Origin of the sequence: Flavobacterium sp. NRK F10 (assembly GCF_024054235.1) — a bacterium.
GTDB classification, from domain to species: Bacteria; Bacteroidota; Bacteroidia; order Flavobacteriales; family Flavobacteriaceae; genus Flavobacterium; species Flavobacterium sediminis.
This window is the reverse complement of sequence record NZ_JAMXLC010000001.1, coordinates 277,220-301,167: the sequence shown is the minus strand read 5'-3', so window position 1 is coordinate 301,167 and position 23,948 is coordinate 277,220. Positions and strand designations below refer to the sequence as shown.

The 23,948-nt window shown below is 35.9% G+C and carries 18 protein-coding genes and 1 tRNA gene; 8 read left to right on the top strand and 11 right to left on the bottom strand.

All coding sequences use genetic code 11. From position 1 onward, the window contains the following. The first annotated feature begins 173 nt into the window (after positions 1-173). Both pncB and NHF50_RS01350 read left to right on the top strand, forming a co-directional pair. Positions 174-1,355, top strand: a complete 1,182-nt coding sequence (gene pncB / locus NHF50_RS01355; RefSeq protein ID WP_252774801.1) for a nicotinate phosphoribosyltransferase — start codon at positions 174-176, stop codon at positions 1,353-1,355. A gap of 194 nt (positions 1,356-1,549) precedes the next feature. Next, the gene (locus NHF50_RS01350; RefSeq protein WP_109567987.1) at positions 1,550-2,809 is read left to right on the top strand and encodes an aminotransferase class I/II-fold pyridoxal phosphate-dependent enzyme; all 1,260 of its coding nucleotides are present in this window, start codon (positions 1,550-1,552) and stop codon (positions 2,807-2,809) included. A gap of 243 nt (positions 2,810-3,052) precedes the next feature. On the opposite strand, the gene NHF50_RS01345 is transcribed toward NHF50_RS01350, so the two are convergent. Together NHF50_RS01345 and NHF50_RS15780 are read right to left on the bottom strand one after the other, a co-directional pair. Next, a complete protein-coding gene (locus tag NHF50_RS01345) occupies positions 3,053-3,805 on the bottom strand; it encodes a LytTR family DNA-binding domain-containing protein (RefSeq protein WP_252774800.1) in 753 nt (250 codons plus the stop codon). Next, on the bottom strand, positions 3,805-6,618 hold the full coding sequence (locus NHF50_RS15780) for a sensor histidine kinase (protein ID WP_252774799.1): 2,814 nt from the start codon (positions 6,616-6,618) through the stop codon (positions 3,805-3,807). Before NHF50_RS15780 ends, NHF50_RS01345 begins: the two co-directional genes overlap by 1 nt. Positions 6,619-6,768: 150 nt before the next feature. Between NHF50_RS15780 and NHF50_RS01335 the strand changes: the two genes are divergently transcribed. Together NHF50_RS01335 and NHF50_RS01330 are read left to right on the top strand one after the other, a co-directional pair. Further along, a complete protein-coding gene (locus NHF50_RS01335) occupies positions 6,769-7,968 on the top strand; it encodes a hypothetical protein (protein WP_252774798.1) in 1,200 nt (399 codons plus the stop codon). A 141-nt stretch (positions 7,969-8,109) separates the two neighbouring features. Further along, positions 8,110-9,750 (top strand): LamG-like jellyroll fold domain-containing protein, encoded by a 1,641-nt coding sequence (locus NHF50_RS01330; RefSeq protein WP_252774797.1) that lies wholly within the window; start codon positions 8,110-8,112, stop codon positions 9,748-9,750. Positions 9,751-9,823: 73 nt separating this feature from the next. On the opposite strand, the gene NHF50_RS01325 is transcribed toward NHF50_RS01330, so the two are convergent. Together NHF50_RS01325 and NHF50_RS01320 are read right to left on the bottom strand one after the other, a co-directional pair. Then, positions 9,824-10,207: a hypothetical protein gene (locus NHF50_RS01325; protein WP_252774796.1), complete on the bottom strand. Its 384-nt coding sequence runs from the start codon at positions 10,205-10,207 to the stop codon at positions 9,824-9,826. Between the two features lie 73 nt (positions 10,208-10,280). Then, positions 10,281-11,846 (bottom strand): YdiU family protein, encoded by a 1,566-nt coding sequence (locus tag NHF50_RS01320; protein ID WP_252774795.1) that lies wholly within the window; start codon positions 11,844-11,846, stop codon positions 10,281-10,283. A gap of 87 nt (positions 11,847-11,933) precedes the next feature. On the opposite strand from NHF50_RS01320, the gene NHF50_RS01315 reads away from it, so the two are divergent. Beyond that, complete coding sequence (locus tag NHF50_RS01315; RefSeq protein ID WP_252774794.1) at positions 11,934-13,418, top strand: aminotransferase class V-fold PLP-dependent enzyme; 1,485 nt, start codon at positions 11,934-11,936, stop codon at positions 13,416-13,418. A gap of 58 nt (positions 13,419-13,476) precedes the next feature. On the opposite strand, the gene NHF50_RS01310 is transcribed toward NHF50_RS01315, so the two are convergent. Beyond that, positions 13,477-14,367, bottom strand: a complete 891-nt coding sequence (locus tag NHF50_RS01310) for a lysophospholipid acyltransferase family protein (protein WP_252774793.1) — start codon at positions 14,365-14,367, stop codon at positions 13,477-13,479. Positions 14,368-14,453: 86 nt separating this feature from the next. Here NHF50_RS01310 and NHF50_RS01305 point away from each other — a divergent pair, with 86 nt between their 5' ends. Next, the gene (locus NHF50_RS01305) at positions 14,454-15,092 is read left to right on the top strand and encodes a rhomboid family intramembrane serine protease (protein ID WP_252774792.1); all 639 of its coding nucleotides are present in this window, start codon (positions 14,454-14,456) and stop codon (positions 15,090-15,092) included. Between the two features lie 48 nt (positions 15,093-15,140). Further along, positions 15,141-15,830: an SIMPL domain-containing protein gene (locus NHF50_RS01300; RefSeq protein ID WP_252774791.1), complete on the top strand. Its 690-nt coding sequence runs from the start codon at positions 15,141-15,143 to the stop codon at positions 15,828-15,830. Between the two features lie 202 nt (positions 15,831-16,032). Here NHF50_RS01300 and NHF50_RS01295 read toward each other — a convergent pair whose 3' ends face one another. The 6 genes from NHF50_RS01295 to NHF50_RS01270 all read right to left on the bottom strand — a co-directional run bounded on the left by NHF50_RS01295 (position 16,033) and on the right by NHF50_RS01270 (position 22,556). After that, a complete protein-coding gene (locus NHF50_RS01295) occupies positions 16,033-17,787 on the bottom strand; it encodes a DUF262 domain-containing protein (protein WP_252774790.1) in 1,755 nt (584 codons plus the stop codon). A 385-nt stretch (positions 17,788-18,172) separates the two neighbouring features. Then, positions 18,173-18,254: transfer RNA gene (locus NHF50_RS01290), tRNA-Tyr, on the bottom strand. A 163-nt stretch (positions 18,255-18,417) separates the two neighbouring features. Then, positions 18,418-19,536 carry a TlpA disulfide reductase family protein gene (locus tag NHF50_RS01285; RefSeq protein ID WP_252774789.1) on the bottom strand — a complete coding sequence of 373 codons (1,119 nt, stop codon included), beginning with the start codon at positions 19,534-19,536 and terminating at the stop codon, positions 18,418-18,420. 128 nt (positions 19,537-19,664) lie between these two features. Beyond that, entirely contained in the window at positions 19,665-21,074 is a 1,410-nt protein-coding gene (locus NHF50_RS01280) for a rhodanese-like domain-containing protein (protein WP_252774788.1), read from the bottom strand. A gap of 70 nt (positions 21,075-21,144) precedes the next feature. Continuing rightward, positions 21,145-21,924 carry a sulfite exporter TauE/SafE family protein gene (locus NHF50_RS01275; protein ID WP_252774787.1) on the bottom strand — a complete coding sequence of 260 codons (780 nt, stop codon included), beginning with the start codon at positions 21,922-21,924 and terminating at the stop codon, positions 21,145-21,147. Continuing rightward, positions 21,924-22,556: a Crp/Fnr family transcriptional regulator gene (locus tag NHF50_RS01270; RefSeq protein WP_252774786.1), complete on the bottom strand. Its 633-nt coding sequence runs from the start codon at positions 22,554-22,556 to the stop codon at positions 21,924-21,926. Before NHF50_RS01270 ends, NHF50_RS01275 begins: the two co-directional genes overlap by 1 nt. 209 nt (positions 22,557-22,765) lie before the next feature. On the opposite strand from NHF50_RS01270, the gene NHF50_RS01265 reads away from it, so the two are divergent. After that, on the top strand, positions 22,766-23,866 hold the full coding sequence (locus NHF50_RS01265; RefSeq protein WP_109567974.1) for a fatty acid desaturase: 1,101 nt from the start codon (positions 22,766-22,768) through the stop codon (positions 23,864-23,866). The last annotated feature ends 82 nt before the right edge of the window (positions 23,867-23,948 follow it).

Below are 23,948 nucleotides of genomic sequence, written 5' to 3'. Positions count from 1 at the left end.
CTTTTTGCTATATTTGCCATAGAACTTTAAAGCAATTCACAATAAGGATTATTCCGTTGTGAAAACATTCAAAGCGGGGCAACTCGCTTTTTTTTATTTTAAAGCAGTTCCCGGGTCATTATTAAAAAACAAATAGGTGTTTGGCGATTTATTTGTATTTTTAAAACAAAAACATGAGTTTCAAGACTGCGGTTTCACCTTCAATACTCGATAATGATTTCTATAAATTTACCATGCAGAATGCGGTTATCAAACTATTTCCGTATGCTAAAGCCCAATACCGTTTTATCAATCGAGGAGAACATCCCTTTCCTGAAAAATTTGCTACTCATTTACGGCAGGCTATTGACCAGATGGCTGATCTGCAATTGAGTCAGAAGGAAAAAGATTTTTTACAGGAGACCTGTCCTTATTTAGATCCTACATACCTTGACTTTCTTCAGGGCTACCGATACGATCCTGCGGAAGTGGTTGTTGAACAAAACGGAACCGATGTGTCGGTCATTATTGAAGGCTATTGGTACAGAACGATCTTGTGGGAAGTCCCCGTTATGGCTCTCATCAGTGAATTGTACTATCAATTGACGGGTCAGGAGCGGGAGAATGATGTTAAAGTCATCGAAAAGGTACAAACGAAAGTGAAAAAATACAAAGAATTAGGTATTCAGTTTGCTGATTTCGGAACCCGACGGCGCCATTCTTTGGCAGTGCAGGACTTAGTGGTGAGAACATTACAGGAAAAAGGAAAAGGAACTTTCATCGGGACAAGCAATGTGTATTTGGCCATGAAATACGATACAAAACCAATCGGGACACATGCCCACGAATGGTTTATGTTTCATGCCGCTAAATACGGATACAAGATGGCAAATGTCATGGGGCTTGAGCATTGGGTGGATGTTTATCGCGGCGATCTGGGAATTGCATTGACCGATACATTCACCACTGAAGTTTTCTTTGACCGGTTCGATAAAAAGTTTGCCAAACTATTTGACGGCGTTCGGCATGATTCCGGTGATGCTATAGAATTCGGAGAAAAAACAATAGCACATTATAAAAAATTAGGAATTGATCCGTTGACCAAAACCATTATTTTTTCAGACGGACTTAATTATGAAAAGGTAGAACGGATCGCTAGTCATTTTAAAGGAAAGATCGGACTTTCTTTCGGAATAGGAACCAGTTTAACCAATGATGTCGGGTTACAGCCTATGAATATCGTGATCAAGATGATTAAAGCATTGCCTGAAGAGAAAAGATGGACCGGGGTAATAAAACTATCAGATGAGCCTCAGAAGCATACCGGAAAAGAAGAAGATATAGAACTGTCAAAGAGGTTGTTGCAAATAAAATGAGTCAGGAAATGAATAAAGCAAATTACGGAGAGTTAGGTTGGGATGTTTTTAAGAAAATCCTAATAAAAAGCAGCACAAAATTTCAGAATGTCAGGAAAAAGAAAATACACGGGGATTAAAAAATACCCATAATTGTATAAAAGTTAGGTAGAAATAGTTACTTTTGTCCCGATTTTTTAATACCGATTCAGATCATGGTGAAAGATTTATTTGAAAGAATTCAACAAAATAAAGGTCCTTTAGGAAAGTGGGCTTCACAAGCAGAAGGATATTATGTGTTCCCTAAGTTAGAAGGTGAGTTAGGACCCCACATGAAGTTTCACGGAAAAGAGATTTTAAATTGGAGTTTGAATGACTATTTAGGATTGGCTAACCATCCTGAAGTTCGTAAAGCAGATGCTCAGGCAGCTGCAGACTGGGGGGCGGCTTACCCTATGGGAGCCCGAATGATGAGTGGTCATACAACTATTCACGAACAATTACAAAACGAATTAGCCGAATTCGTAGGAAAAGAAGCGGCTTACTTATTAAACTTCGGTTATCAGGGAATGGTATCTACCATTGATGCTTTGGTAACTAAGAACGATGTGATCGTATACGATGTAGATTCACATGCTTGTATCATTGACGGGGTGCGTTTGCACATGGGTAAACGTTTTACGTACAAACACAATGATATGGAAAGCATCGAGAAAAATTTACAACGTGCAACTAAAATGGCTGAAGAGACCGGAGGAGGAATTTTATTCATCACGGAAGGTGTTTTCGGAATGCGTGGTCAGCAAGGTAAATTAAAAGAGATTGTAGCTTTAAAAGAAAAGTATAATTTCCGTTTATTGGTAGATGATGCACACGGTTTCGGTACATTAGGAAAAACTGGTGCCGGAGCAGGTGAGGAGCAAGGTTGTCAGGACGGAATTGACGTGTACTTCTCAACTTTTGCTAAATCAATGGCCAGTATCGGTGCGTTTATTGCCGGAGACAAAGACATCATTGATTACCTGAAATACAATTTACGTTCGCAAATGTTTGCTAAGTCATTGCCTATGATCCAGACGATCGGAGCATTGAAGCGTTTAGAAATGTTGCGTACGATGCCGGAATTGAAAGCAAAATTATGGGAAAATGTAGATGCTTTACAAAACGGCTTAAAAGAAAGAGGTTTTAATATCGGAGATACCAATACTTGTGTTACTCCTGTATATTTAGAAGGATCTATTCCGGAAGCCATGGTAATGGTAAACGATTTACGTGAAAATTATGGTATTTTCTTGTCAATTGTTGTCTATCCGGTAATCCCTAAAGGAATCATCTTGTTGCGTATGATCCCTACAGCTTCACATTCTTTACAAGATATTGAAGAAACTTTAGCAGCATTTGAAGCTATTCGCGAAAAATTAACGAACGGCACATATAAACAAATAGCAGAAGCTAATGTTGAAAATGTAGAATAATTCTTAAAATTAGTGATATAAAAAACCACCTGCTTGCAGGTGGTTTTTTTATTTAAGCTACCCATTTGGCTCTTTCATAAACTCATACGTGCTTTTCATAAACTTATAGCTCATATTGTCTTATAATAATTATTATATTTGATAAAAAAGTTATGAAAAGAAAACTACAGGAATATCGCTTAGAAATTCTGTTGATCGTTTTATATGGGGTTCTTGGCTCATTGTTAGGCTACCTCATCTTTGTTATCTGATCACCCGGATAAACAAGGCTAATAATTCTTCCACTTTATCTCCGGAGACCGGAATTTCAATCTGGTTTTGTAAAGTAACCGTTCCGCCGTCAGATTTACTGTAACTTACAATGTATTCCGTATTAATTATATACGATTTATGACATCTGAAAAAGGGTGAATGTTCTTTTAAACTTTCTTCAAAATTCTTTAAAAATCGGCTGGTAACCATCTTTTTACCCGAAAGCAATACGATCTGTGTATAACTATTATCTGCTTTTAAATATAAAATTTCAGACGGAGCAACCATAATTAAACTGTTCCCGTCGGGAATAGCAATCTTAGTTTCTTTTTTGAGTTGTTCCGTTACCTGAATTATTTCGCGGAACGGATTGGTATGCTTTTTAGAAAATCTATCGATAGCAGCTTTTAATTCGTTGGGATCAATAGGTTTTAATAAATAATCAATGGCTGAGGTCTTAAAGGCTTGTATGGCATATTGATTGTAAGCTGTAGTGAAAATAATGGCAAAATTCATTTCGTTCTCATCAAAGAAATTTACGATTTCTAAACCATTGTATTTAGGCATTTCAATGTCGAGAAAAACCAGATCGGGTTTGTACTTGCGAATGGCTATGACGCCCGAAGGCAGATCATCGCAAACTGATACAATTTCAACTTCCGGTGCTATCATTTCTAAAACACCTTTTAAATAGATCTGAGCTCTGTTTTCGTCTTCTATTATAATCGCTTTAATGGTTTCCATTAGAGTTCAATTTTAATGGTTACTCGGGTTCCGTTGCTTTCCCCAGCATCATTATATAAATCAACATAATCAACGGTAATCTTATATTGGTTCTTATTCAGTAACTGTATGCGTTCCAGATTAGCTTTCGTAGCAAAAGATTTTGGTTTATTGGTATTCAGGCTGTTTAATTCGGCTGATTTTACTCTCCCGATTCCGTTATCGGTAATAATTCCTATTAGAGTATTCTGATTTTCTAACGAAAAATCAATATGGAGTTCTTTTGTTTTTAAACTATGGCTCAAACCGTGTAAAATAGCATTTTCAACATAAGGTTGGTACATCATAGTCGGTATTTTAATATGTTCGGAATGGTAAATATTATGTGTATCAATGGCAAAATGTAGATCCTTAAACCGCATTTGTTGCAGTTCCAAATACAATTGAAGCGATTCTATTTCTTCTTTTAAACTGATGGTATTTGCTTCTGAGAACTCTAGAATCTTTCGGGTAAGTTTAGAAAATTTTGAAAGATATTGCGAAGCCTCTTTTGTTTCGTTTGTGAAAATATACGATTGAATATTGTTGATGGCATTGAAAAAGAAATGCGGATTCATTTGTGATTTGATCAATTGCAAACGCGATTCTTTAAGGTTGTTTTCCAAAGTTAATTGAGCTACTTTAGCTTTGTTCTTTTTCGTGATCTGATGCAATTTGATTCTGTAAATACAGTAAATGATCACGAAGATAAAAATAACGATAAGGCTCACAAACCACCACCTTTTCCAGAAAGGAAGTAAAATAGTAAACGGTTCCGCTTCGGTTGAAAAAACAGAAGTGTTCGTTTTTCGGTCAAAGATCTTAAAGCCTATTACATAATGATCTGATTGCAGTTCGGGTAAAATAACAGATTCAGTATTACTGTCAAACTGGAAAGCCTTTCCGTTGAGGTAGTAATAAAAATCATATTCGTTTAAATAGTCAAAGTTTACGATATCAAAGTAAAGACTAACCGAATTATGGTCATAGGGAATGGCATTGAATTCTGATTTCGGAAAAATTTGCTCATTAAAGGTAATGATATTGATATTAATTTGGGGAAGTTCTTTGAACTGAATGTGATTTTCCAAAGGAATCTGTATCAGTTTTTTATTGGTAACCAAAAAAAGAGTATTGCCGACAATCTCAAAATCAATAATATTATAAAAAGAACCAATACTGTTCAATTTCTGAAGTTTATCTCTCTTTAGTCTAAAAATGGCAGTTCCTGAACTCAGGTAAAAATGATTCTTATAGGTCTTGATATTTTTAAATACAATTTTATCGTTTAAAAAAGAAAGATTGTTTTGCGTGTGGTAAAAAGCCTTTCCGTTATTGGTAATTCCCCATAAAGTATCATTTGCAAATGCTATTTTTTTAGCAAAAAGATCTTGATCGTTATACCGAACTTCTTTGACCGTATTTTGCTTATCAATACTGAATAAGCCTTTGTTTGTAGCTACAAATAGTGTTTGTTCTTTAGGCGAATATGCACAGGATTTAGCCCGTAGATTTTCAATAGTGTTGCTTCGGTTAACTTCTTCGTTAATAATAGTTGTCAAGTCTACTTTTCCGGCATAGCCGGTTGAAGCAATTCCTACTAAAGTATCGTTGATTTTAATAATATCTTTTACCGAAGTGTAGTTGCGGTAGACTTTATTATTTGTAATATCCTGAGCATAAAACCCGTTACCTGTAAAGAAGTTCCAATCCGGAAAAGAATTGAAATCGAGAAATAAGATGTGATTGTTCTCATGTGTGTCAAAGTATAACGTTGTTTCAAGATTAGGCAAATGTTGATAGATCTTTCCGCTATTGGTTCCGGTATAAAGCACACCGTTCTTTTGAGAAATACTTGAAAATTCATCATCGGTCAAAGAAAATTCCTTGCTCAGTAAATCTTTAATGACATAGATCCCGTTAGTAGGAGAACTGATCCAAATAAAGTTATTGGAATCCTTAGTATAACCGGAAACATTCTTTCCGGATAAAAAATGAAAATCGGCTTTGGGTTGTAAGTTGTAGTCTAGTCTGTAAATACCATTTTTGGTTAAACACCAAATTTCATCCTTTTGTAAATACACATTTTGAAGCGTTTCCGGCAAAGCCAAAGCATTTTGGGTAACAATTCCCGAAGTGTTTAAAAGAATAAAAGGAGTTTTAGAGTTACTTCTGTCGGCAATTGCAATGAATTGTTCGTTTGAAAATGTAATCAGCGATTTGAATTCGTCCTCAAGACTGATAATTTTTTCCGAGCTCTTTTTTTTAAGATGGTAACGGTAAACCGTTTTATCTCCATAATACAGCCAATCACCTAAAATTTGGCAAAAAACAAAGTTATTGCCCTTAATCAGAATACGCTGTTCCAGTGTGTTCAGATCGATTTGTTCAATGCCATGATCGACGACTCTGAATAAAGAGTTTGAGTTAATGGCATAAGACTTAAACCCCGAACTTTCATGTGATGGTAATTGTTTTAAACTATTGTTTTCGGTGTAAAAGAAATAGCCGTCAAAGCTTTGGTACCAAATTCTTCCGAAGGCATCTTCTTTGAGATAGGAACCTGATTTTGATGAACTACAATCGTTGTCAAACAATTTAAACGTTTTTCCATTGAAACGAAGCAAGCCTATTTCTGAGGTACACCAAATATAGCCTTTTGAATCTTTATAAATATCATAGATATTTTCAGAAGGTAAACCTGATTGGTTGTTAATATTTTCAAAGAAAACACCTTGCGCATGTAAGGAAGCACAAATGAAAAAGGCAATAACTTTGAGAATATAGTTTTTCACAAATAAGGTTTCTGCAAATGTAATTGATAAAGTTAGTTTTAAAATAGTATTTCACAAACTCAAATAAGGCTTTCACCTGATTCTTTCTGTTGCTTTTGTGTGAAAACAGGCACTTTTGCTTCATTAAGTGATAATTATAAAAAAAATAAGATGAAGTTAAAAGTATTTTTAGCAGTTGTTTTGCTAACGAATGGGGTATCCCACGCACAGTTCGGAGATCTGATAAAAAATAAATTAGCGAAGAAGAAAGAAAAGACAGAGAAATCTTCCGATTCTAAATCGGATTCAAAAACTAAAAAAAGTAAAACTCCTTTAACGGTTCAAGTTCAAGAAGCTTTAGAGAATTTTAATTACGACGGAACTTTGACGGTAAAAAATGCAGATTGGACTAAAAATGAAGAAGTCAAAGATGCCAAAAAGATTTCAGGTTATTATTATATGTATTCACCAGTTTTTAATACTGTTGAAAAAGTGTTTGTTCGTTGGAACGATTATACCTATAAAAGTGAATCGAAGACTTTTCCGGGAATGAATGTTGTAACTTCAATTTGGACAAAAGAAAGCGCTGATAAATCGTATATGCGTTATGATTTGTATCCTTATGAAAGTAATTTGTTAAGCGCTCACGGTTTATTGTATCAAATTACACCTGGCAAAATTTTAAGCCCGGAGCAAGATATGTTTGTGTTAAATTATCCAAGAAATATGCGCGATGATAAAGGTTGGATTAAAAATAATTATGACTTAAACACACAAGAACCTTATCCAGATGCTAGATTGTCATATGATATGGCAAACGAAGTGAATGGTTTTTTAAAAGAACCTAAAAAAACGTTATTGATTTTAGTTAAAGATTTAAAACAATTAGAAGGTTTAACCGGGAAAAAGTTGATAGAAACCATTGAGAAAAAATACATTCCAAAAGAATATTTCTCAATGGCTGCGGCTGCAAGAGCAGGTAAACAAGCGAAGCCCAAGGGAACAACTTCGGGTGAATTTTACACGTCAAAAGATTGGTTTGCAACAGCAAAAGCAGGAATGACCAAAGATTTATCCGCAGGAAAAACGATCAAATACGGTTACGCTCCGAATGCAGGTTGGTTTACTACAGTTCATTGGTTAACAGGAGTTCCGTTGTATCAATCGGCTACGTATTGGTTTGTTGTAGAGCGTTCACCGGAAGCAATGGCTAGAGACAAAAGAGGTAAATACTATTTAATTGGTGCTAATCTCAGAAGAGATTATAACGGTTCAGGTTATGGCAAACCTTTTTATAATGGTTATTCATTTGCAGATCAGGATTTAACCGATGCAGAATTTGCAGAGTTCAAGAAAATGGCAGTAAAATAATTTTGTCCCAAGTTTCATAAGTAAGTCAGGAGATGCTATAGTGTGTCTCCTTTTTACAAACTCAAACAAGGGTTTCACCATATTCTAAAAACAAATCATCAGGTAAAACATGATTTTTGCTGAAAAATAAATCCATTTATTATGAAGAAAATTTTACTTTTTTTAGTCTTAGCTAGCTATAGTTTGGTTGCACAAACGCCTATTTGGCATTATACATTTGATGGGAATTCATCACCTGTAAATCCTTCAGGAGGTTATGGAGGATCTTTAACAAAAGTTTCCGGAGGAACTACTTCAGCATCTAATTTTGGAGTGGATAGGTTTGGTAATGCTCAAAGTAGCTTGATCGTAAAATCGGACACCAACAATGATTTTACTTATTATGCTAATTTAGCAAATTTACCACAGGGAAGTAATCCGAGATCATTTTCATTTTGGGTAAGATATAAAAATGCAGGAGACCAAAACTTTTTTTTGTATGGTGATACTGCCAGTACCGGTAATATGTACGGTATGAGTATAGGAACTTCAAATTCTATATGTTACATTAAAACGGCTCAAAATTATACTACTCAATTTGTTAATACTCAATTTCCTCACTACATTTCCTTAAATACCGCCGATGATGATGCTTGGGTTCATTATACCATTACTTCAGAAGCAACAAATACCAATGTGTATAAAAACGGAGTACTTATGGCTAACCATAGTATAAATTTAACGACAAGCGGTACTACTATAAAATTTGGCCTATCTAACCTTGACAATAATAACGCTAATAGTTCGTTGTATTTTTTGCTTGATGATTTTAAGATTTATGATCAAGTGCTTACTGAAACTCAAATCAGACAAATGTATGCCGATGCTATGGCTTTTGATGCAACAGATCTAGTAGCCTATTATGGTTTTGAAAATAATCTGGATTGTACAAACAATTCAAATTATAACCTAACAGCTCAAGATCCGGCAAATAGTTATTATAATCCGGGTGTCATCGGACAATCAAGAGAATTTACTAATAACCCTGTTTATAATGATGTATTAGGTAGTGCAATTGATAATGGAGAATTTACTATAATGGTTTGGGAAAAAATTAATTTATTGCAAAGTGGAACCGATTATGCTACAGTTTTTGAATTAGGTAGTTCTCTTTATGCAAGAAGAAGACAAAGTTTATTTAGAACGGCATATGCAAGTAATGCCACTACTTTTGTTAATGAAGGTACAACTATTCTGAATCCTCAAGCCACATGGGTTCATCATACTGTAACAGTAAAAAATTATGGAGGATCATTTAATGCTATTTATTATAGAAATGGAGAGTTAATGTCAAAAACCGGAAATAATTCTGCAACAACTTCAATATACACGTTTGTTGATAGGTTTGTATTTGGAGGAGGATTAGATGCAGCGGGGAATTTTCTTGTTTCCAAAAATATTAAATATGTTAATTTAGATGAAGCGTATATATATAATCGGGTCCTAAACCAATCGGAGATTTTAGCAACAATGTATCGAACAACATTGCCGGCAGTTTTATCAAATTCCAACTTTGAATTAAAAGAAATCAGTTTGTATCCAAATCCTGCCAATTCAATATTTACTGTGAAAGTTCCGAATGACACAGTAAAGAACATAACTGTAATTGATTTGACGGGAAAAACAGTATTAACGGCTACAAGTCAAACGGTTAATATTTCAGCGTTACAAGCAGGAATGTATTTAGTAAAAGTAGAAACGATATCCGGTAAAACCGGAATAGAAAAAATAGTAAGGAAGTAGTGTTTGCTACTTTGTAGCACTATATATTTTAAATTTGGTAAACAGAAAAGGTGGATACTATCCACCTTTTCGCTTATTTTTTCTTTTTCTTTTTTGGTTTCTTTTTAGCTTTTTTTCCGGGTTTATATTTAGAAACATGATCAGCATTGTATTGTTGCGGATCATTTCCGTAATAATCTAATTGTACCTGTTGGGTAGTCCCCAAATTAACAGAACCGAAAATAGTAGGTAAATTTACATTAACCTGCCAGTTTCCATTGTCATAATAGATATAAACCCCTTTTTGCAGATCATAATACATGTTTTGCTCAGGAAAATAAATATGTCTCGTTTTAGCACGATAACCATGTGCCGGAGCCCAAGGTGGCGGACCCTGAGAAAAGATATCTTGTGTGAAGAACACAGCAAAAACTAAAGTTAGTAGCACTAATACGGTATTCGATTTTAGGGGTTTCATCGTGTTTGTTTTTTTAAGTTTATATAGAATTATTTACAAGAGTTATGCCAAATTTAACAGATTCATTCTGAAATTACGAACTACAACTCAACATAGAGCAACCTATTTTAGTTCGTGCCCAATCCGGTCGTTTAGCAAACCATTTTTCATATTCCGGTTGTTCGTCATACGGACGTTTTAAAAGTTCGGCTAATTCATCGACTAATGAATAATCTTCTTTTTCAGCCGCTTCAATGGCCAGTTGTGCCATATAATTGCGTAAAACATATTTAGGATTTACCAGATCCATACTGCGCTTGCGTTCAGCATCAGCAACAGTTTCCTGCTTTAAACTGTTGAGGTATAAAGACAACCAGAAATACCACGTCTCTTGCACGGAATCTTTTATTTCTGCTTCCTGGTAAAAGGCAGGTTTTATTTTTTGTAAAGCTTCACTTTCCGAATCATTTTTAGAAATACGAGCCAGTAAACGATAAAAAATAGTCATATCTGTTTCCGTTTCCTGAAGGGTGATCAGCAATTGATGAACTAAGTTCTCATTCTCTTTATGGCGCTTCGTAATGCCTAATTTATTTAACATCATGGCGTTAAAATCCGATTGAAAATCAGTATTGAATTGTTCCAAAATTCGTTCCAAAGCTTGTGTTTCTTCAATCAGCGGATACAAAGCATTTGCCAATTGCAGTAAATTCCATAAAGCAATGTGGGGTTGGTTACCAAAACGATAACGTTTGCCCTGAGCATCTGTCGTATTAGGTGTCCAATGCGGATCGTAACCTTCCAGCCATCCATAAGGACCATAATCTATCGTAATGCCATGGATCGACATATTATCAGTGTTCATAACGCCATGAACAAAACCTATACGTTGCCAATGGATCAGCAATTCTTTTGTTTGTGTTGCGATTTCCTGAAAAAAAGCAATGTATCTCTCTTTTCCGGTTGTTGTAATTGACGGGAAATAGGTCTCGATACAAAAATCAGCTAGTAGTTTAAGGTTTTTAACATCCTGTCGGGCAGCGAAAATTTCAAAATTTCCGAAACGTATAAAACTGGGTGCTACACGACAAACGACAGCTCCTTTTTCGTAAGCCGCATTACCGTTGTATAAAATATCACGCAATACCTTTTCACCGGTTTCCATAACACTGAGCGATCGGGTGGTAGGAACACCTAAATGATACATGGCTTCACTGCATAAATGTTCACGGATAGAAGAACGCAATACAGCCAAACCGTCTCCTCTGCGGGAATAAGGTGTTTTTCCGGCACCTTTAAGTTGTACCATCAGGTTTTGTCCTTGATTTCGGACTTCAAACAGATTAATCGCTCTGCCATCACCTAATTGTCCTGCCCAGTTTCCGAACTGGTGTCCGCCATAACACATGGCAAAAGGTTTAGTGCCTTCTAAAACTTTTTTTCCTGAAAAGACAGCTATAAAATCATCCGAACTGATTGATTGCTCCGATAGCCCGATCAATTCAGCCACTTCTGCTGATGCATGAACTAATTTAGAATGCAAAGGAACTTTAGGAGTCACATAAGAGAACATAGCTTCATAAACCTGACGGATTTCATTGCTCGTTTCAGGATCGGCAGGAAGCTTATCTGTGAAAATAGTGGTAACAGGAAGTTGCATAGCTTTTTGTCAAAGTTACAAAATTGGCTTCAGGATCCCTTTGGAATCTTTAAAAAAATGTATCTTTGAAGACAAATTTTTATACAAATGGCAACAACAACGCAATCGCAACTGGAAACGTATTTTGATACATTTCGAAAAGAAATTGTCGGAATAGATCAAACTTTTACCTCTCCTTTCGGTACAAAGAAGATCATTTATACGGATTGGACAGCTAGCGGACGCTTGTATAGACCTATAGAAGAGAAAATGTTGCACGATTTCGGTCCGTTTGTTGCCAATACGCATACCGAGACTTCTATTACAGGAACTGCAATGACCTTAGCCTATCATAAAGCACGTCATATCATTAAAGAACATGTTAATGCTTCAGAAGATGATGTTTTAATCGCGCACGGAACGGGAATGACCGGAGTGGTAAATAAGTTGCAGCGGATACTAGGCTTGCGTGTTCCTGAAAACCTGAAAGAGTTTGCACATATTCCTCAGGCAGTAAAGCCTATTGTGTTCATTTCTCACATGGAACACCATTCCAATCAAACTTCCTGGATAGAAACGATTGCCGATGTGGTGGTGGTACCGGCAAATGATGAAGGGCTTTTTTGCTTAGAGAATTTTAAACAATTATTAGAAAAATATAAAGACAGAAGTTTTAAGATCGCTTCCATTACTTCGTGTTCCAATGTTACAGGAATTAAGACACCTTATTACGAAGTTGCTAAGTTAATGCACCAATACAACGGTGTGTGTTTTGTTGATTTTGCCTGTTCCGGACCTTATGTGGAGATCAACATGCATCCGGAAGATCAGGAATCGTATCTGGACGCTATTTTCTTTTCCCCGCATAAATTTTTGGGAGGCCCGGGAACTTGCGGAGTAATGGTCTTTAATAAAAATCTGTATAAAAATAACGTACCGGATTGTCCGGGCGGAGGAACGGTAAAATGGACGAATCCGTGGGGCGAACACCAGTATATTGACAGCATTGAAGATAGGGAAGATGGAGGTACTCCGGGCTTTTTACAAGTGATCAAAACGGCTTTAGCGATAGAGTTAAAAGATAAAATGGGAGTGGATCATATTTTGGAACGCGAACACGAATTGGTTGCTTATATTTTCGATCGTTTACAAGATATTCCGAATATCAATATCCTGGCACCGCAACATCAGGACCGATTAGGGGTATTATCGTTCTATATTGATGAGCTGCACTATAATTTAGGCGTAAAATTACTCAATGACCGATTTGGTATACAAACTCGCGGAGGTTGCAGTTGCGCCGGAACTTACGGGCATTATTTGTTGCATGTGGATCAGGAAACCTCTCATACTATCGTATGTCAGATCTCAGCCGGAGATTTGGAACATAAACCGGGTTGGATCCGTATGTCGATCCATCCTACAACGACAAATGCAGAGATCGAGTATGTGTGTGATAGTATTATTGCCTTAGCCGAAAATCATAAAGAATGGGCTAAAGAGTATTCATATTCTAGTAAAACAAATGAATTTACCCATAAAAACGCTCAGGATACGATCCATAAAACGATAGAAGATTGGTTTACTTTATAAAAAACAGATCAGTAAATACGGTAAACATTAATGAGATTAAAAAAGAATAAGCTAGCTCTTATTTTTTCTTCTTATTTCGTTTGAATTTCCAACGTTTGTGAGTCCAGAAATAATATTCCGGAGCTTCATAGATCTGTTTTTCTACTTCTCGGATGAAACGTCTGCTTACTTCAAATTCCGGTAAGGTTTCAATATTGTTATCCGTTATCGGGATAAAAGTGGCCTCGTAGTAACCGCGTTTTATTTTCTTTACTTTCATATAAAGAACATTCATATCCAGATGTCTTGCCAGCATTTCACCTCCGGTATGGATCGGTACTTCATGCCCCAGAAAGGTATCCCAATATTTGGCTCTGCTACTACCGCCCGGCGTTTGGTCACTGATAAATCCGTAAACGCCCAGAATTCCTTTGTTTTGGTTTTCAGTCACTTCTTTTACCGTGTGTTTGGTATCCAGTAAAGTAGCGTCGAACCGCGAACGGATACTTCTCATTAAATGGTCAAAGTACGGGTTCTTGATTCTTTTGTAGATGCCGAATCCTTTAAACCGTATGTAAGTTCCTAAGGTAACGGACCATTCCCAACTGGCGTAATGGGCATAGAACAGAATGATACTTTTGCCTTTATCTTCGTATTCTTCGAACAGATCCAGATTGGTAAACCTAAAACGCTTTTGAATCTCTTTTTTAGAAATAGTCATGGTTTTGACCATTTCCATAAACATATCGCATAAATGGCGGTACGATTTTTTTTCGATGGTTAATCGTTCTTTTTTACTTAAGTTCGGAAAAGCCAGTTCAATATTAGATCTGACCGTTTTTTTACGATAACCGATAATGTTGTAAATGATGACCTTTATACAATCGGAAACAAAATAGAATATAGGGAATGGAAGTATAGATACTATCCATAATATCGGGTAAGCAAAGTAATAGGCAATACGCTGCATTTATTAAAAACTTTTTACAAAAATACTTTTTTTAAAGTAGTTTTAAAATAAATTAACTATTAGTAATTTTACCGAAAAACAAATCAATGGATATTTTCTTACTGACTATAATCGGAATTAATGTTTTGGTAAGCTTTAAAGGCTTTAACGACATGGCTTTTTTCAGGAAATACGAGTTCCATGTTGGCTCTGTTAAAGCAGGCGAACAGATCAGGATATTGACCAGCGGCTTTTTGCACGTCGATATTATGCACCTCGCATTTAATATGCTGACCTTGTACTTTTTTGCGCCGGTTGTTTCTCATACTTTGGGCAACATGTATTTCCTGTATATTTATTTCGGAAGTTTAGTTGCCGGGAACTTGCTGACGTTGTATTTGCACAAAGATGACTATTATTATAGAGCCGTAGGGGCTTCCGGAGCAGTAACCGGAATTATTTACAGTTCCATACTCTTGTATCCGGAAATGACCTTAGCGTTGTATTTTTTCATTCCTATTCCGGGGTATCTTTTCGGAATAGGTTATTTGCTGTACTCGATCTACGGAATGCGTGCTAAAAATGATAATATCGGTCATACGGCGCATTTCGGCGGAGCGATCGCCGGGTATCTGATGACTTTACTCAAAGATCCGTCGATGTTAGTGACCAATACTAAAATGGTGATCTTGTTAACAATACCTATTCTGCTGCTTTTTTATTTGTACAAAAACAATAAATTGTAAGATTTTGGCACGACAATTGGATAAATTATCTGAAAAACAAAATATAGTATGAAAAAATTAGTTCTGATTTTAACATTTGCAACAACAGCTATGATGGCCCAAAATCAAATTCAGGAACCCGTTCCTCAGATCTCAGTGAGCGGAGAAGGTAAAATTAAAGTAGTACCGGATCAGGCGGTTATTACTTTAGGCGTTGAAAATACAGGAAAAGATGCCACAGAGGTAAAAAAGAAAAATGATGAGACGGTTGATGCCATCATCAAAGCCATTAAGAAAAACGGAATCCCGACAAGTGATTACCAGACGCAGAATGTGTCCTTGCGCAAGAATTACGATTACAACCAGAAGAAATACAGTTATTATGCCAATCAAACCATAAGCATTCACTTAAAAGATCTGAAAAAATACGATGCTTTACTAATGAGTTTGGTCGATGCCGGAGTGAACAACATTCAGGGAGTGGAATTCAAATCGTCTAGGTTAGAGCAATACGAGTCAGAAGCGCGTGTTAAAGCCATGCTGGATGCGAAAAAGAAAGCGGAAGACTATGTTTCGGTTTTAGGACAAAAAGTGGGCAAGGCGTTACAAATTAGCGATAACTCACAGGTTAATTACCCGAGACCGATGTATAAAACCTATGCAGTAGCAGAAATGGCTGATGCAGCACCGAGAGAAACCTTAGCGATAGGAGAGATCGAAGTAACGGCAAATGTTTCCGTGAGTTTTGAGTTGAAGTAAAAAAAGTTTTTTTAAAATAGAAAATCCCGAAGTTTAGGCTTCGGGATTTTTTTGTTTTTTGATGGTCTTGGCTAAGAATAGTTGCGTGGTGGTTTAGCGGTTAACCTGAAAGTACTCACATAACTGAAAAATCCTCGTGGATTTTCAGAAGTATGTGATAATAAGTAATTACTTATGCCACCATCATATTGTCAATAGTTTTTTAATCAAAAAGCTTACTTATTGAAATTAATTTTGGACCTTCTAACTCAATTGTTTTAGAATTTTCACGGATATAACTTGATTTACCAACAAAGGACAACTCTTTTTGTTTAGGAATCCTTATTCTAAGAATAGTAACTCCTTTATAATCAATTACATCAAGCTGACTTAAAACTTGACTTTTTAATGGATCTGTTAAGTTTGATTTTGATATTTTACTCATTAATTTATTAATATAATCATCAAGATTACCATTCAGCAATTTTAATTCTCTGTCAATTCCAACAACATACCTTTGATTAATTGTTTTATAATCAACTTCATCCAAAGCTTGAACTCTTATCGCGTCTGCCTGTTTGTCTGCCACTCCAATAAATAAATAACCATCCTCTTCAGGACCAATATTCGCTATTCCACATATTGTTTGAATTATTTCATCATACAGTTTTTCATTCAATTTTCTTTGATCTGACAGATCAAAGAAACCTTGTTTACACTCATATCGGTTTGATTCGATTTTTGCTCGTCTTATTGAGTTTTCAAAATCTAAAGCAAGACCAGAGCCATGTCGTAAAACAGGTGGATCTTTTTTTACGAAATATTTTTGTATCAAGCCTATAGTAAGATTTATATTTTTCTCTCTATCTGCGGTTACAGAATAGTTAGCCGTTGAAGTCATTTTTTTTTGTAAATTCTTTAATGCTGTAACAATTTGTTCGTTATCTGCTGGTGATTTTTCCTCTTTAACGATCAAATGGAAAAATGCCATAAAAATAGAAAAGAATGATTCTTTTACAGGGTTTCTGGATTTTGGATTAACAATATTAATTATTGTTGTATTTTGCTCTCCGAAAACTTCTTCAATGATAGAAAAAGTAACTTTAATTTCGTGCATGATTCTATCAATACCATATTTCGATAATAATGTGTTGAATTCAATATTTTCATCTGATTTACTAGTGTATATTCTATTGAATAAATCTCTACTTTTGGCAAGAGGTTCATCTTTAACAATACTTGCAATTAAGTCTAATATCATTTCTTCATCTTCACTATCTCTCAATTGCTTTTTCCAAATAACACCATTTTTGCACCAAAATATTTCTTCCGCTATAAGACCATAACCAATTTTCTCACGTGTTGAATCTATGCTTATTTCAGGCATTTCGGCAAGATTTAAAATGTCTTTTGATGAATCTCCTCTTATTTCGGATGATACTTTTCTTATTGTGTCAGCTAAAACATCAAGCATACCTGCTTGCCTTTTTTCTTGAGGGCTTAATTGTTTACCTCCTGAGTTGATTCTGCCAAAAATGTCTGTAATTTCAGCTTCATTGTCAGTAGGGTAAATAGTGATTGCTAATTGATAATCTAAAAAATTAGCACAAGTTTTAGGGTCTAATAATTCATCTACGTTTGTTATTGCAGTAAACAAACCTTCTTCAGAGGATTGCTGTGCTCTTGATGATTGCTTTATGTCAAAATATTTTCCATTTATAGAGAACCTGTTTTCGATGAATGAAATTATTGCATTTAGTCTTTGTAATCCATCAATAATTTCCAATTTTCCATCATCAGTTTGAGCCAATAAAATTAAAGGAATCGGTAAGTCGCTAACAATACTATCAATTAAATATTCTTTCTCATCAACTGTCCAAACAAGTTTTCTTTGATATTTCCTATTTACTAAAAATTTTCCTTCCGAATAATTTCGATAGGCCTCTTGCAAACTCATTCCTCTAGGTGTAATACTCATTTGTTGTTGTTTTTTAATTATTACCCACTACTAAATATAATCAAATATATACAACTTTTCTCTACAAAAGTAAATTTTGTTGTTAGAAATTAGAGCATTACCGTAATAAGTAAGAGGAAATTGAAAGTAAACTTTGAAACAAATACAGAGCAGTAAAGCATTTAGGGAACAGAATTACTCACTTCGCTCGTGATCCTGAGTAAGGAAACCTTACTCAAACAAAAAAATCCCAAAACATTTATAAAAGTAAACTTGGTTATCAGATATAAAATATCACGAAACAGGATTAGCTTCGCTTTTCCTGCCAAGCTAGGCTTTGAAAATAAAACCAACAAAAAAACGCCTAAGCAAGGCTTGGCGTTTTTTTATTGATTCTATTTATTCGTGGGGAGAGCAGGATTCGAACCTGCGAAGGTGTAACCAGCAGATTTACAGTCTGCCCTCGTTGGCCGCTTGAGTATCTCCCCAGCCTGTGCTTATCTTGTAAGCGGTTGCAAATATAGGATTGTTTTTAAAACTTACAAATACAAAATGCGATTAATTTTAAAATAATTTATAACCATTTGTAAATTAGAAAAATAAAAAAATCTCCCATAGGAGATTTTTTTATATACGTTATTTTAAGAGGTCTTATTCACCTAAAAGTTCTTTGATCTTAGCGTCTAGTTCAGCACCTCTAAGGTCTTTGGCAATAATAACACCGTTTGCATCAACGATAAATGTTGCCGGAATGGCTTTTACGTTGTATTTCTCAGCGATCGGGTCGGCCCAGAATTTCAAATTAGAGATATGGTTCCAGGTTAAACCGTCTTTAGCAATAGCTTCTTTCCATTTTGCTTCGTCTTTGTCAAGAGAAACCCCGATAATGTTCAGTCCTTTGTCGTGGTAGTGGTTGTACAATTCCACTACATGAGGATTCTCCATACGGCAAGGGCCACACCATGAAGCCCAGAAATCAATGATGGTTACTTTTCCCAATGATTCTTTTAATGAAATTTCTTTTCCTTCTGGTGACGGTGCTGAAAAATCAGGTGCTTTTTTACCGATTTCTACAGAGTTGGCAGCCTCTATTATACTTTTAATATTTTTAGCGGCTCTTGTATCTAATAATTTTTGTTCAAAGTTGTCCAAACGTTTTTGTGCTTCGTCAACTGAAATTTCCTGACGCAACAATTGGTTCTCGGTCAACAGGATACCGACAAAACTTTTCGGATTGTTGGTAATGATCTGAACCGGAACATCAGCCAATTCTGATTTGATCTCCTCCAAATCCTTGATCAGTCCGTTCACTGTAGCAGTGTCACCGGATGATTGTGCCGTCATGTATTTTTCCTGATTTTCTTTCTGGTACGACATAATTTTGTCATACACTGCATTGTTCTTAGTGGTGAATTCCTGAAAGATATCATTTTCAACAGTTCCCGCTATTTTATTATTTTGAAGTGAATCTTTATCGAATGCAATTGAAATAGCTCCGTTTTCCAGGATAAAAGGAATTCCATTACTGCCTTCAACCGTTAAGAAGCCAAGTTCCGGTAATTCAGAAGTTCCTTTAAATTGAAATTTTCCGTTCTCAACCGTAACAGTATCTTTCGGAACCAATTCGTTCTCACCCTGAATTTGCAGATAAACTTTTGTGCCGTTGTCAACACCTTTTGTGTCTCCGGTAATGGTATAGCCACTTTCTGCATCTTTTTGACAAGAAACAAAAGCAAAAGCTACGGTTGCTAGTAAAGCCAGTTTTTTCATAAATAGTCTTTGTGTTAAGGTTTTGGCAAAATTATCCATTTTAGATGGTTTTGGAAGTATGATCGGTATTAATTTTTTCATAAAAAAATCAGGCAAATCGCCTGATTTTCTATTTAAAATGAATCTTTTTACTTTAAAGTGGTCGGACAAACATATTGAGTCAGTTCAACATTTGTATCGCGAATACCGCCCATTCCTTTTTCAACATTGATCATGTTGTGATAGCCTCTGGCTTTCATGATCGAAGCCCAGATTACTGAGCGATAACCGCCCGCACAGTGTACATAGAATGGTTCGTCTTTAGGAACTTCTGCTAAGTGTTCGTTTAAGTAATCCAACGGAATACTTTTAGCATTTATAATATGCTCTGCCGTAAATTCGCCCGGTCTTCGGGCATCGATAACAATAGCGTCTTTGTAATGCTTAGCAAACTCTTCAGGGCTTACGGATTGTAGAGAATCAGTTTCAAAACCGGCTTTTTTCCAGGCTTCAACGCCTCCGTTCAGGTAGCCTAAAGTATGGTCAAAACCTACTCTTGATAAACGGGTTACGGTTTCTTCTTCTTTTCCTTCCGGCGCAATGAGGAGGATCGGTTGTTTTACATCTTTAATTAAAGCTCCTACCCACGGTGCAAATTGACCGTGTAAACCGATGAATATAGCCCCCGGAACGTGTTCTTTGACAAATTCGCTTTCGTTTCTGACATCCAGAACGATAGCATCTGTTTGATTGGCTACGGCTTCAAATTCAGCAGGAGAAAGCGGTTTGTTCGCTTTTTGCATTACATTATCCAGACTTTCATAGCCTTGTATGTTCATTAGTACATTCTGAGGGAAATAGGCCGGAGGAGGAGTTAAACCTTCCAGTAATTCTTTTTTGAATTCCTCAACGGTCATATCGGCCCTCAGAGCATAATTGGTTTTCTTTTGATTGCCTAAAGTATCTGTGGTCTCTTTACTCATGTTTTTACCGCAGGCACTTCCGGCACCGTGGTTCGGGTATACGATCAGGTCGTCTGCCAGTGGCATGATCTTATCGCGTAACGAATGGAATAATTTTTCGGCTAAAACTTCCTGAGTAAGGTCTTCCACTAACTTTTGCGCCAGATCCGGTCGACCTACATCACCGATGAATAAAGTATCACCGGTAATAATTCCGTGTTGTTTGCCGTTTTCATCCGTTAGCAGGTAACAAGTACTTTCCAGTGTATGTCCCGGCGTATGAATGGCTTTAATGGTATAGTTACCGATTTTGAACTCTTGTCCGTCTTCAGCAATGATCGCTTCAAAATTCGGCTTAGCAGTAGGACCGTAAACTATTTGTGCTCCTGTTTTTTTAGCCAGATCTAAATGTCCTGAAACGAAATCAGCATGAAAATGCGTTTCAAAAATATATTTAATTTTAGCATTATCTTTTTCAGCTCTGTCTATATAGGGTTGTACTTCTCTCAGCGGATCAAACACGGCAGCTTCGCCGTTGCTTTCAATATAGTAAGCAGCATGTGCTATACATCCGGTATAAATTTGTTCTACTTTCATAATTCAATTTTTTAGTTTTCAAGTGTAAAATTAGTCAACTTTTAATAAAAAAGCAGTAACTCCTGTTACATTATAACATTTCTTTAAATAAAATAAAGACCGCCATTGCTAAAACAAAATAGGCAAATCCTTTTTTCAGTTGTTTTTCATTGATGAATTTATTAAGGTACGTTCCTATAAAAATTCCGGCAATGGAAACCAATGTAAAACTGAGTAAGAATTTCCAGTTGATCTCTAAGTTCTGGACATCTCCTAAAAAGCCGATCAGGGAGTTCATGGAAATGACAAATAAAGAGGTTCCGATGGCTTTTTTCATTGAAAGATGTGCGAATAAAACCAGTGTCGGAATGATCAAAAATCCGCCTCCGGCTCCTACAAAACCGATAAGAACCCCGATAAAGAAGGTTTGTATCAGTAAGGTAAACAGGGAAACCTCTTTGGGCTGTTCGCTCGTTTCTTTTGCTTTAAGCATGGAATAGGAGGCAAAGAGCATGATAACCGCAAAGAGCAACATTAAGAAAGAACCTTTGCTCAGAGTCATCCATTCGTTTTGAAAGATCACATCCGGCAACAAAGGCACTAAAAATTTTCGGGTGAGATATACACCGATAAATGACGGAATGGCAAAAATGATCCCGTTTTTAACGTCTACTAATTTTTTTTGGTAATTATGTATGGCACCCACTACGGAAGTCGTCCCCACAATGAACAAAGAATAGGCAGTAGCAGTAACCGGATTGATATGCAACAGATAGGTTAAAACCGGAACCGTCAGCATAGAACCGCCTCCGCCGGTTAATCCTAAAACCAAACCGATCAGTAATGCTCCTAAATAACCTAGTAGTTCCATTAAAGTTCTAGGATTTCGATTTTATTGCGGTTCAGTTTAATTTTTCCTTTAAGTTCTAAACTTTTCAAAAGTCGGGAAACAACCACTCTGGAAGTGTGCATCTCATAAGCGATCTCCTGATGAGTAGTATTGATCTCAGTATTGCCTAATACTTTTGCTTTGTCTGTCAGGTATTTGTACAGGCGTTCATCCAAGTTCATGAAAGCTAAGGTATCTATGGCTTCCAGCATTTCCTTAAGGCGAATGTTGTAACTGTCAAAAACAAAGTTGCGCCAGGTTTTGTATTTGGTGAGCCATTCTTCCATTTTTTCAACCGGGATCATAAGCAATGTTCCATCAGTTTCAGCAACTGCTCTTATTTTACTTTTAGCTTGTCCCATGCAACAAGTCAGGGTCATGGCACAAGTGTCGCCGCGCTCCAGAAAATAAAGCAACAATTCATCGCCATTGTCGTCTTCTCTCAGGATCTTGATGGCTCCGTTTAAAAGTAAGGGCATGGTTTTTATGTAATCGCCGATCTCAATTAAGTAATCATCGGCTTTGAATTCTTTGTAGATGGCAACTTTGCTTATTTCGTCTAATAATTCTTCTTCAAAAATATAGCCGTATGCCTGTTTTAGAAGTTCTTCCATTTTTTTATAGTTACAAGTCTGTTTTGAGTTATTGGTATGTAAAGATAGTTTTTTCTGGGGTTAATTGTATGTAACAAGGGTTACATTAACTTTTGTTTGGTGTTCGCAAAACATAAAATTAACGAAATATTATTTTTTTTTGACAGGCAATTACAATAAATTTGTCTCTTAGAAATAATACTTCTCTGATATCAATTATATATTATTGTATGGACGCTTTAAAAAGGCCAATGTTTGCTAGAGCTTCTAAAGATGATTTTTTTAAGAAACTGGTTAAAGAAGTTCAGGAAACCGTTTTAAAAAATAAAAAGATACAATATAAAAGTATTTATAAAGCCCTGGGGCTCTTAGCTTTGTTTTTTGTATTCTACGGATGTATCCTGTTGTTTGGGAACAGTACTCCGCTTTTATATACTTTCTATATTCTGATGGGATGGACAATGATCGTGCTATTTGTGAATTCATTTCATGATGCAGCCCACGGAGCGGTATTTTTTACACCTAAGCAAAACAGATGGTTCTGTTATGTATTGGAGCTTTTCGGTTCTAACAGTGAAATATGGATCAGACGTCATATAGAATTGCATCATCCTTATCCGAATGTACAAAATTGGGATTGTGATATCAAGCAAAGCGATCTGGTGAGACTTTTTCCGAACAGTAAGTGGTATAAGTTTCACAAATTCCAGCATATTTATATGTGGTTCTTATATCCTTTTTATACCATAATATGGTTGTTTAGCAGGGATTTTAAAGATTTTTTCGGAACAAAAGACAATTACCTGAAGAGAATTTATACCATTCCCGTTCTTGAGTATGTAAAACTTTTTGCAGCCAAAGTGTTCAATATTTTCTATATGTTATTGATCCCTTATTGGGTATTGGACCAACAGTTTTCAACCGTATTTTTAGCTTGGTTCGTAATGCATTTGTTGTCGAGTGCTTTAGGTGTGGTAGCTTTGATATCAACTCATGTTGATGAACATGCTGTTTTTCCGTTGCCACCGGAAGATGGGAGATTTGATTTGACTTGGGCTGAACACCAAATGCTGGTAACAAAAGATTTCAGTGCCGGAAATCCGATAGCTGATTTTCTGTACGGAGGCTTTACGCACCACGTAGCACACCATTTGTTTCCCACAGTAGGTCATACTTATTATCCTTATATTACTCCTATTATAAAGAAATATGCCGCAGAGTACAATTTACCTTATACTTGTTATCCGGCTATTGAAGCCGTAAAATCACACTTTTATTTGTTGAAAAACAGTGGAGTAGGTCAAAATATTTTTAATAGTTATGAACTATAATGATAGTTTCGACTGTTATAAACCAATAAAAACTGTTAATAATTGTAATTTTTAGTTAAATAACTATAAATTTGTTATCCTT

Excerpts from the sequence above, each read along its gene's own strand:
- pncB (WP_252774801.1), top strand. The coding sequence starts at position 174 with ATGAGTTTCAAGACTGCGGTTTCACCTTCAATACTCGATAATGATTTC.
- NHF50_RS01350 (WP_109567987.1), top strand. The coding sequence starts at position 1,550 with ATGGTGAAAGATTTATTTGAAAGAATTCAACAAAATAAAGGTCCTTTA.
- NHF50_RS01345 (WP_252774800.1), bottom strand. The coding sequence starts at position 3,805 with ATGGAAACCATTAAAGCGATTATAATAGAAGACGAAAACAGAGCTCAG.
- NHF50_RS01335 (WP_252774798.1), top strand. The coding sequence starts at position 6,769 with ATGAAGTTAAAAGTATTTTTAGCAGTTGTTTTGCTAACGAATGGGGTA.
- NHF50_RS01330 (WP_252774797.1), top strand. The coding sequence starts at position 8,110 with ATGAAGAAAATTTTACTTTTTTTAGTCTTAGCTAGCTATAGTTTGGTT.
- NHF50_RS01325 (WP_252774796.1), bottom strand. The coding sequence starts at position 10,207 with ATGAAACCCCTAAAATCGAATACCGTATTAGTGCTACTAACTTTAGTT.
- NHF50_RS01320 (WP_252774795.1), bottom strand. The coding sequence starts at position 11,846 with ATGCAACTTCCTGTTACCACTATTTTCACAGATAAGCTTCCTGCCGAT.
- NHF50_RS01315 (WP_252774794.1), top strand. The coding sequence starts at position 11,934 with ATGGCAACAACAACGCAATCGCAACTGGAAACGTATTTTGATACATTT.
- NHF50_RS01310 (WP_252774793.1), bottom strand. The coding sequence starts at position 14,367 with ATGCAGCGTATTGCCTATTACTTTGCTTACCCGATATTATGGATAGTA.
- NHF50_RS01305 (WP_252774792.1), top strand. The coding sequence starts at position 14,454 with ATGGATATTTTCTTACTGACTATAATCGGAATTAATGTTTTGGTAAGC.
- NHF50_RS01300 (WP_252774791.1), top strand. The coding sequence starts at position 15,141 with ATGAAAAAATTAGTTCTGATTTTAACATTTGCAACAACAGCTATGATG.
- NHF50_RS01295 (WP_252774790.1), bottom strand. The coding sequence starts at position 17,787 with ATGAGTATTACACCTAGAGGAATGAGTTTGCAAGAGGCCTATCGAAAT.
- NHF50_RS01285 (WP_252774789.1), bottom strand. The coding sequence starts at position 19,536 with ATGAAAAAACTGGCTTTACTAGCAACCGTAGCTTTTGCTTTTGTTTCT.
- NHF50_RS01280 (WP_252774788.1), bottom strand. The coding sequence starts at position 21,074 with ATGAAAGTAGAACAAATTTATACCGGATGTATAGCACATGCTGCTTAC.
- NHF50_RS01275 (WP_252774787.1), bottom strand. The coding sequence starts at position 21,924 with ATGGAACTACTAGGTTATTTAGGAGCATTACTGATCGGTTTGGTTTTA.
- NHF50_RS01270 (WP_252774786.1), bottom strand. The coding sequence starts at position 22,556 with ATGGAAGAACTTCTAAAACAGGCATACGGCTATATTTTTGAAGAAGAA.
- NHF50_RS01265 (WP_109567974.1), top strand. The coding sequence starts at position 22,766 with ATGGACGCTTTAAAAAGGCCAATGTTTGCTAGAGCTTCTAAAGATGAT.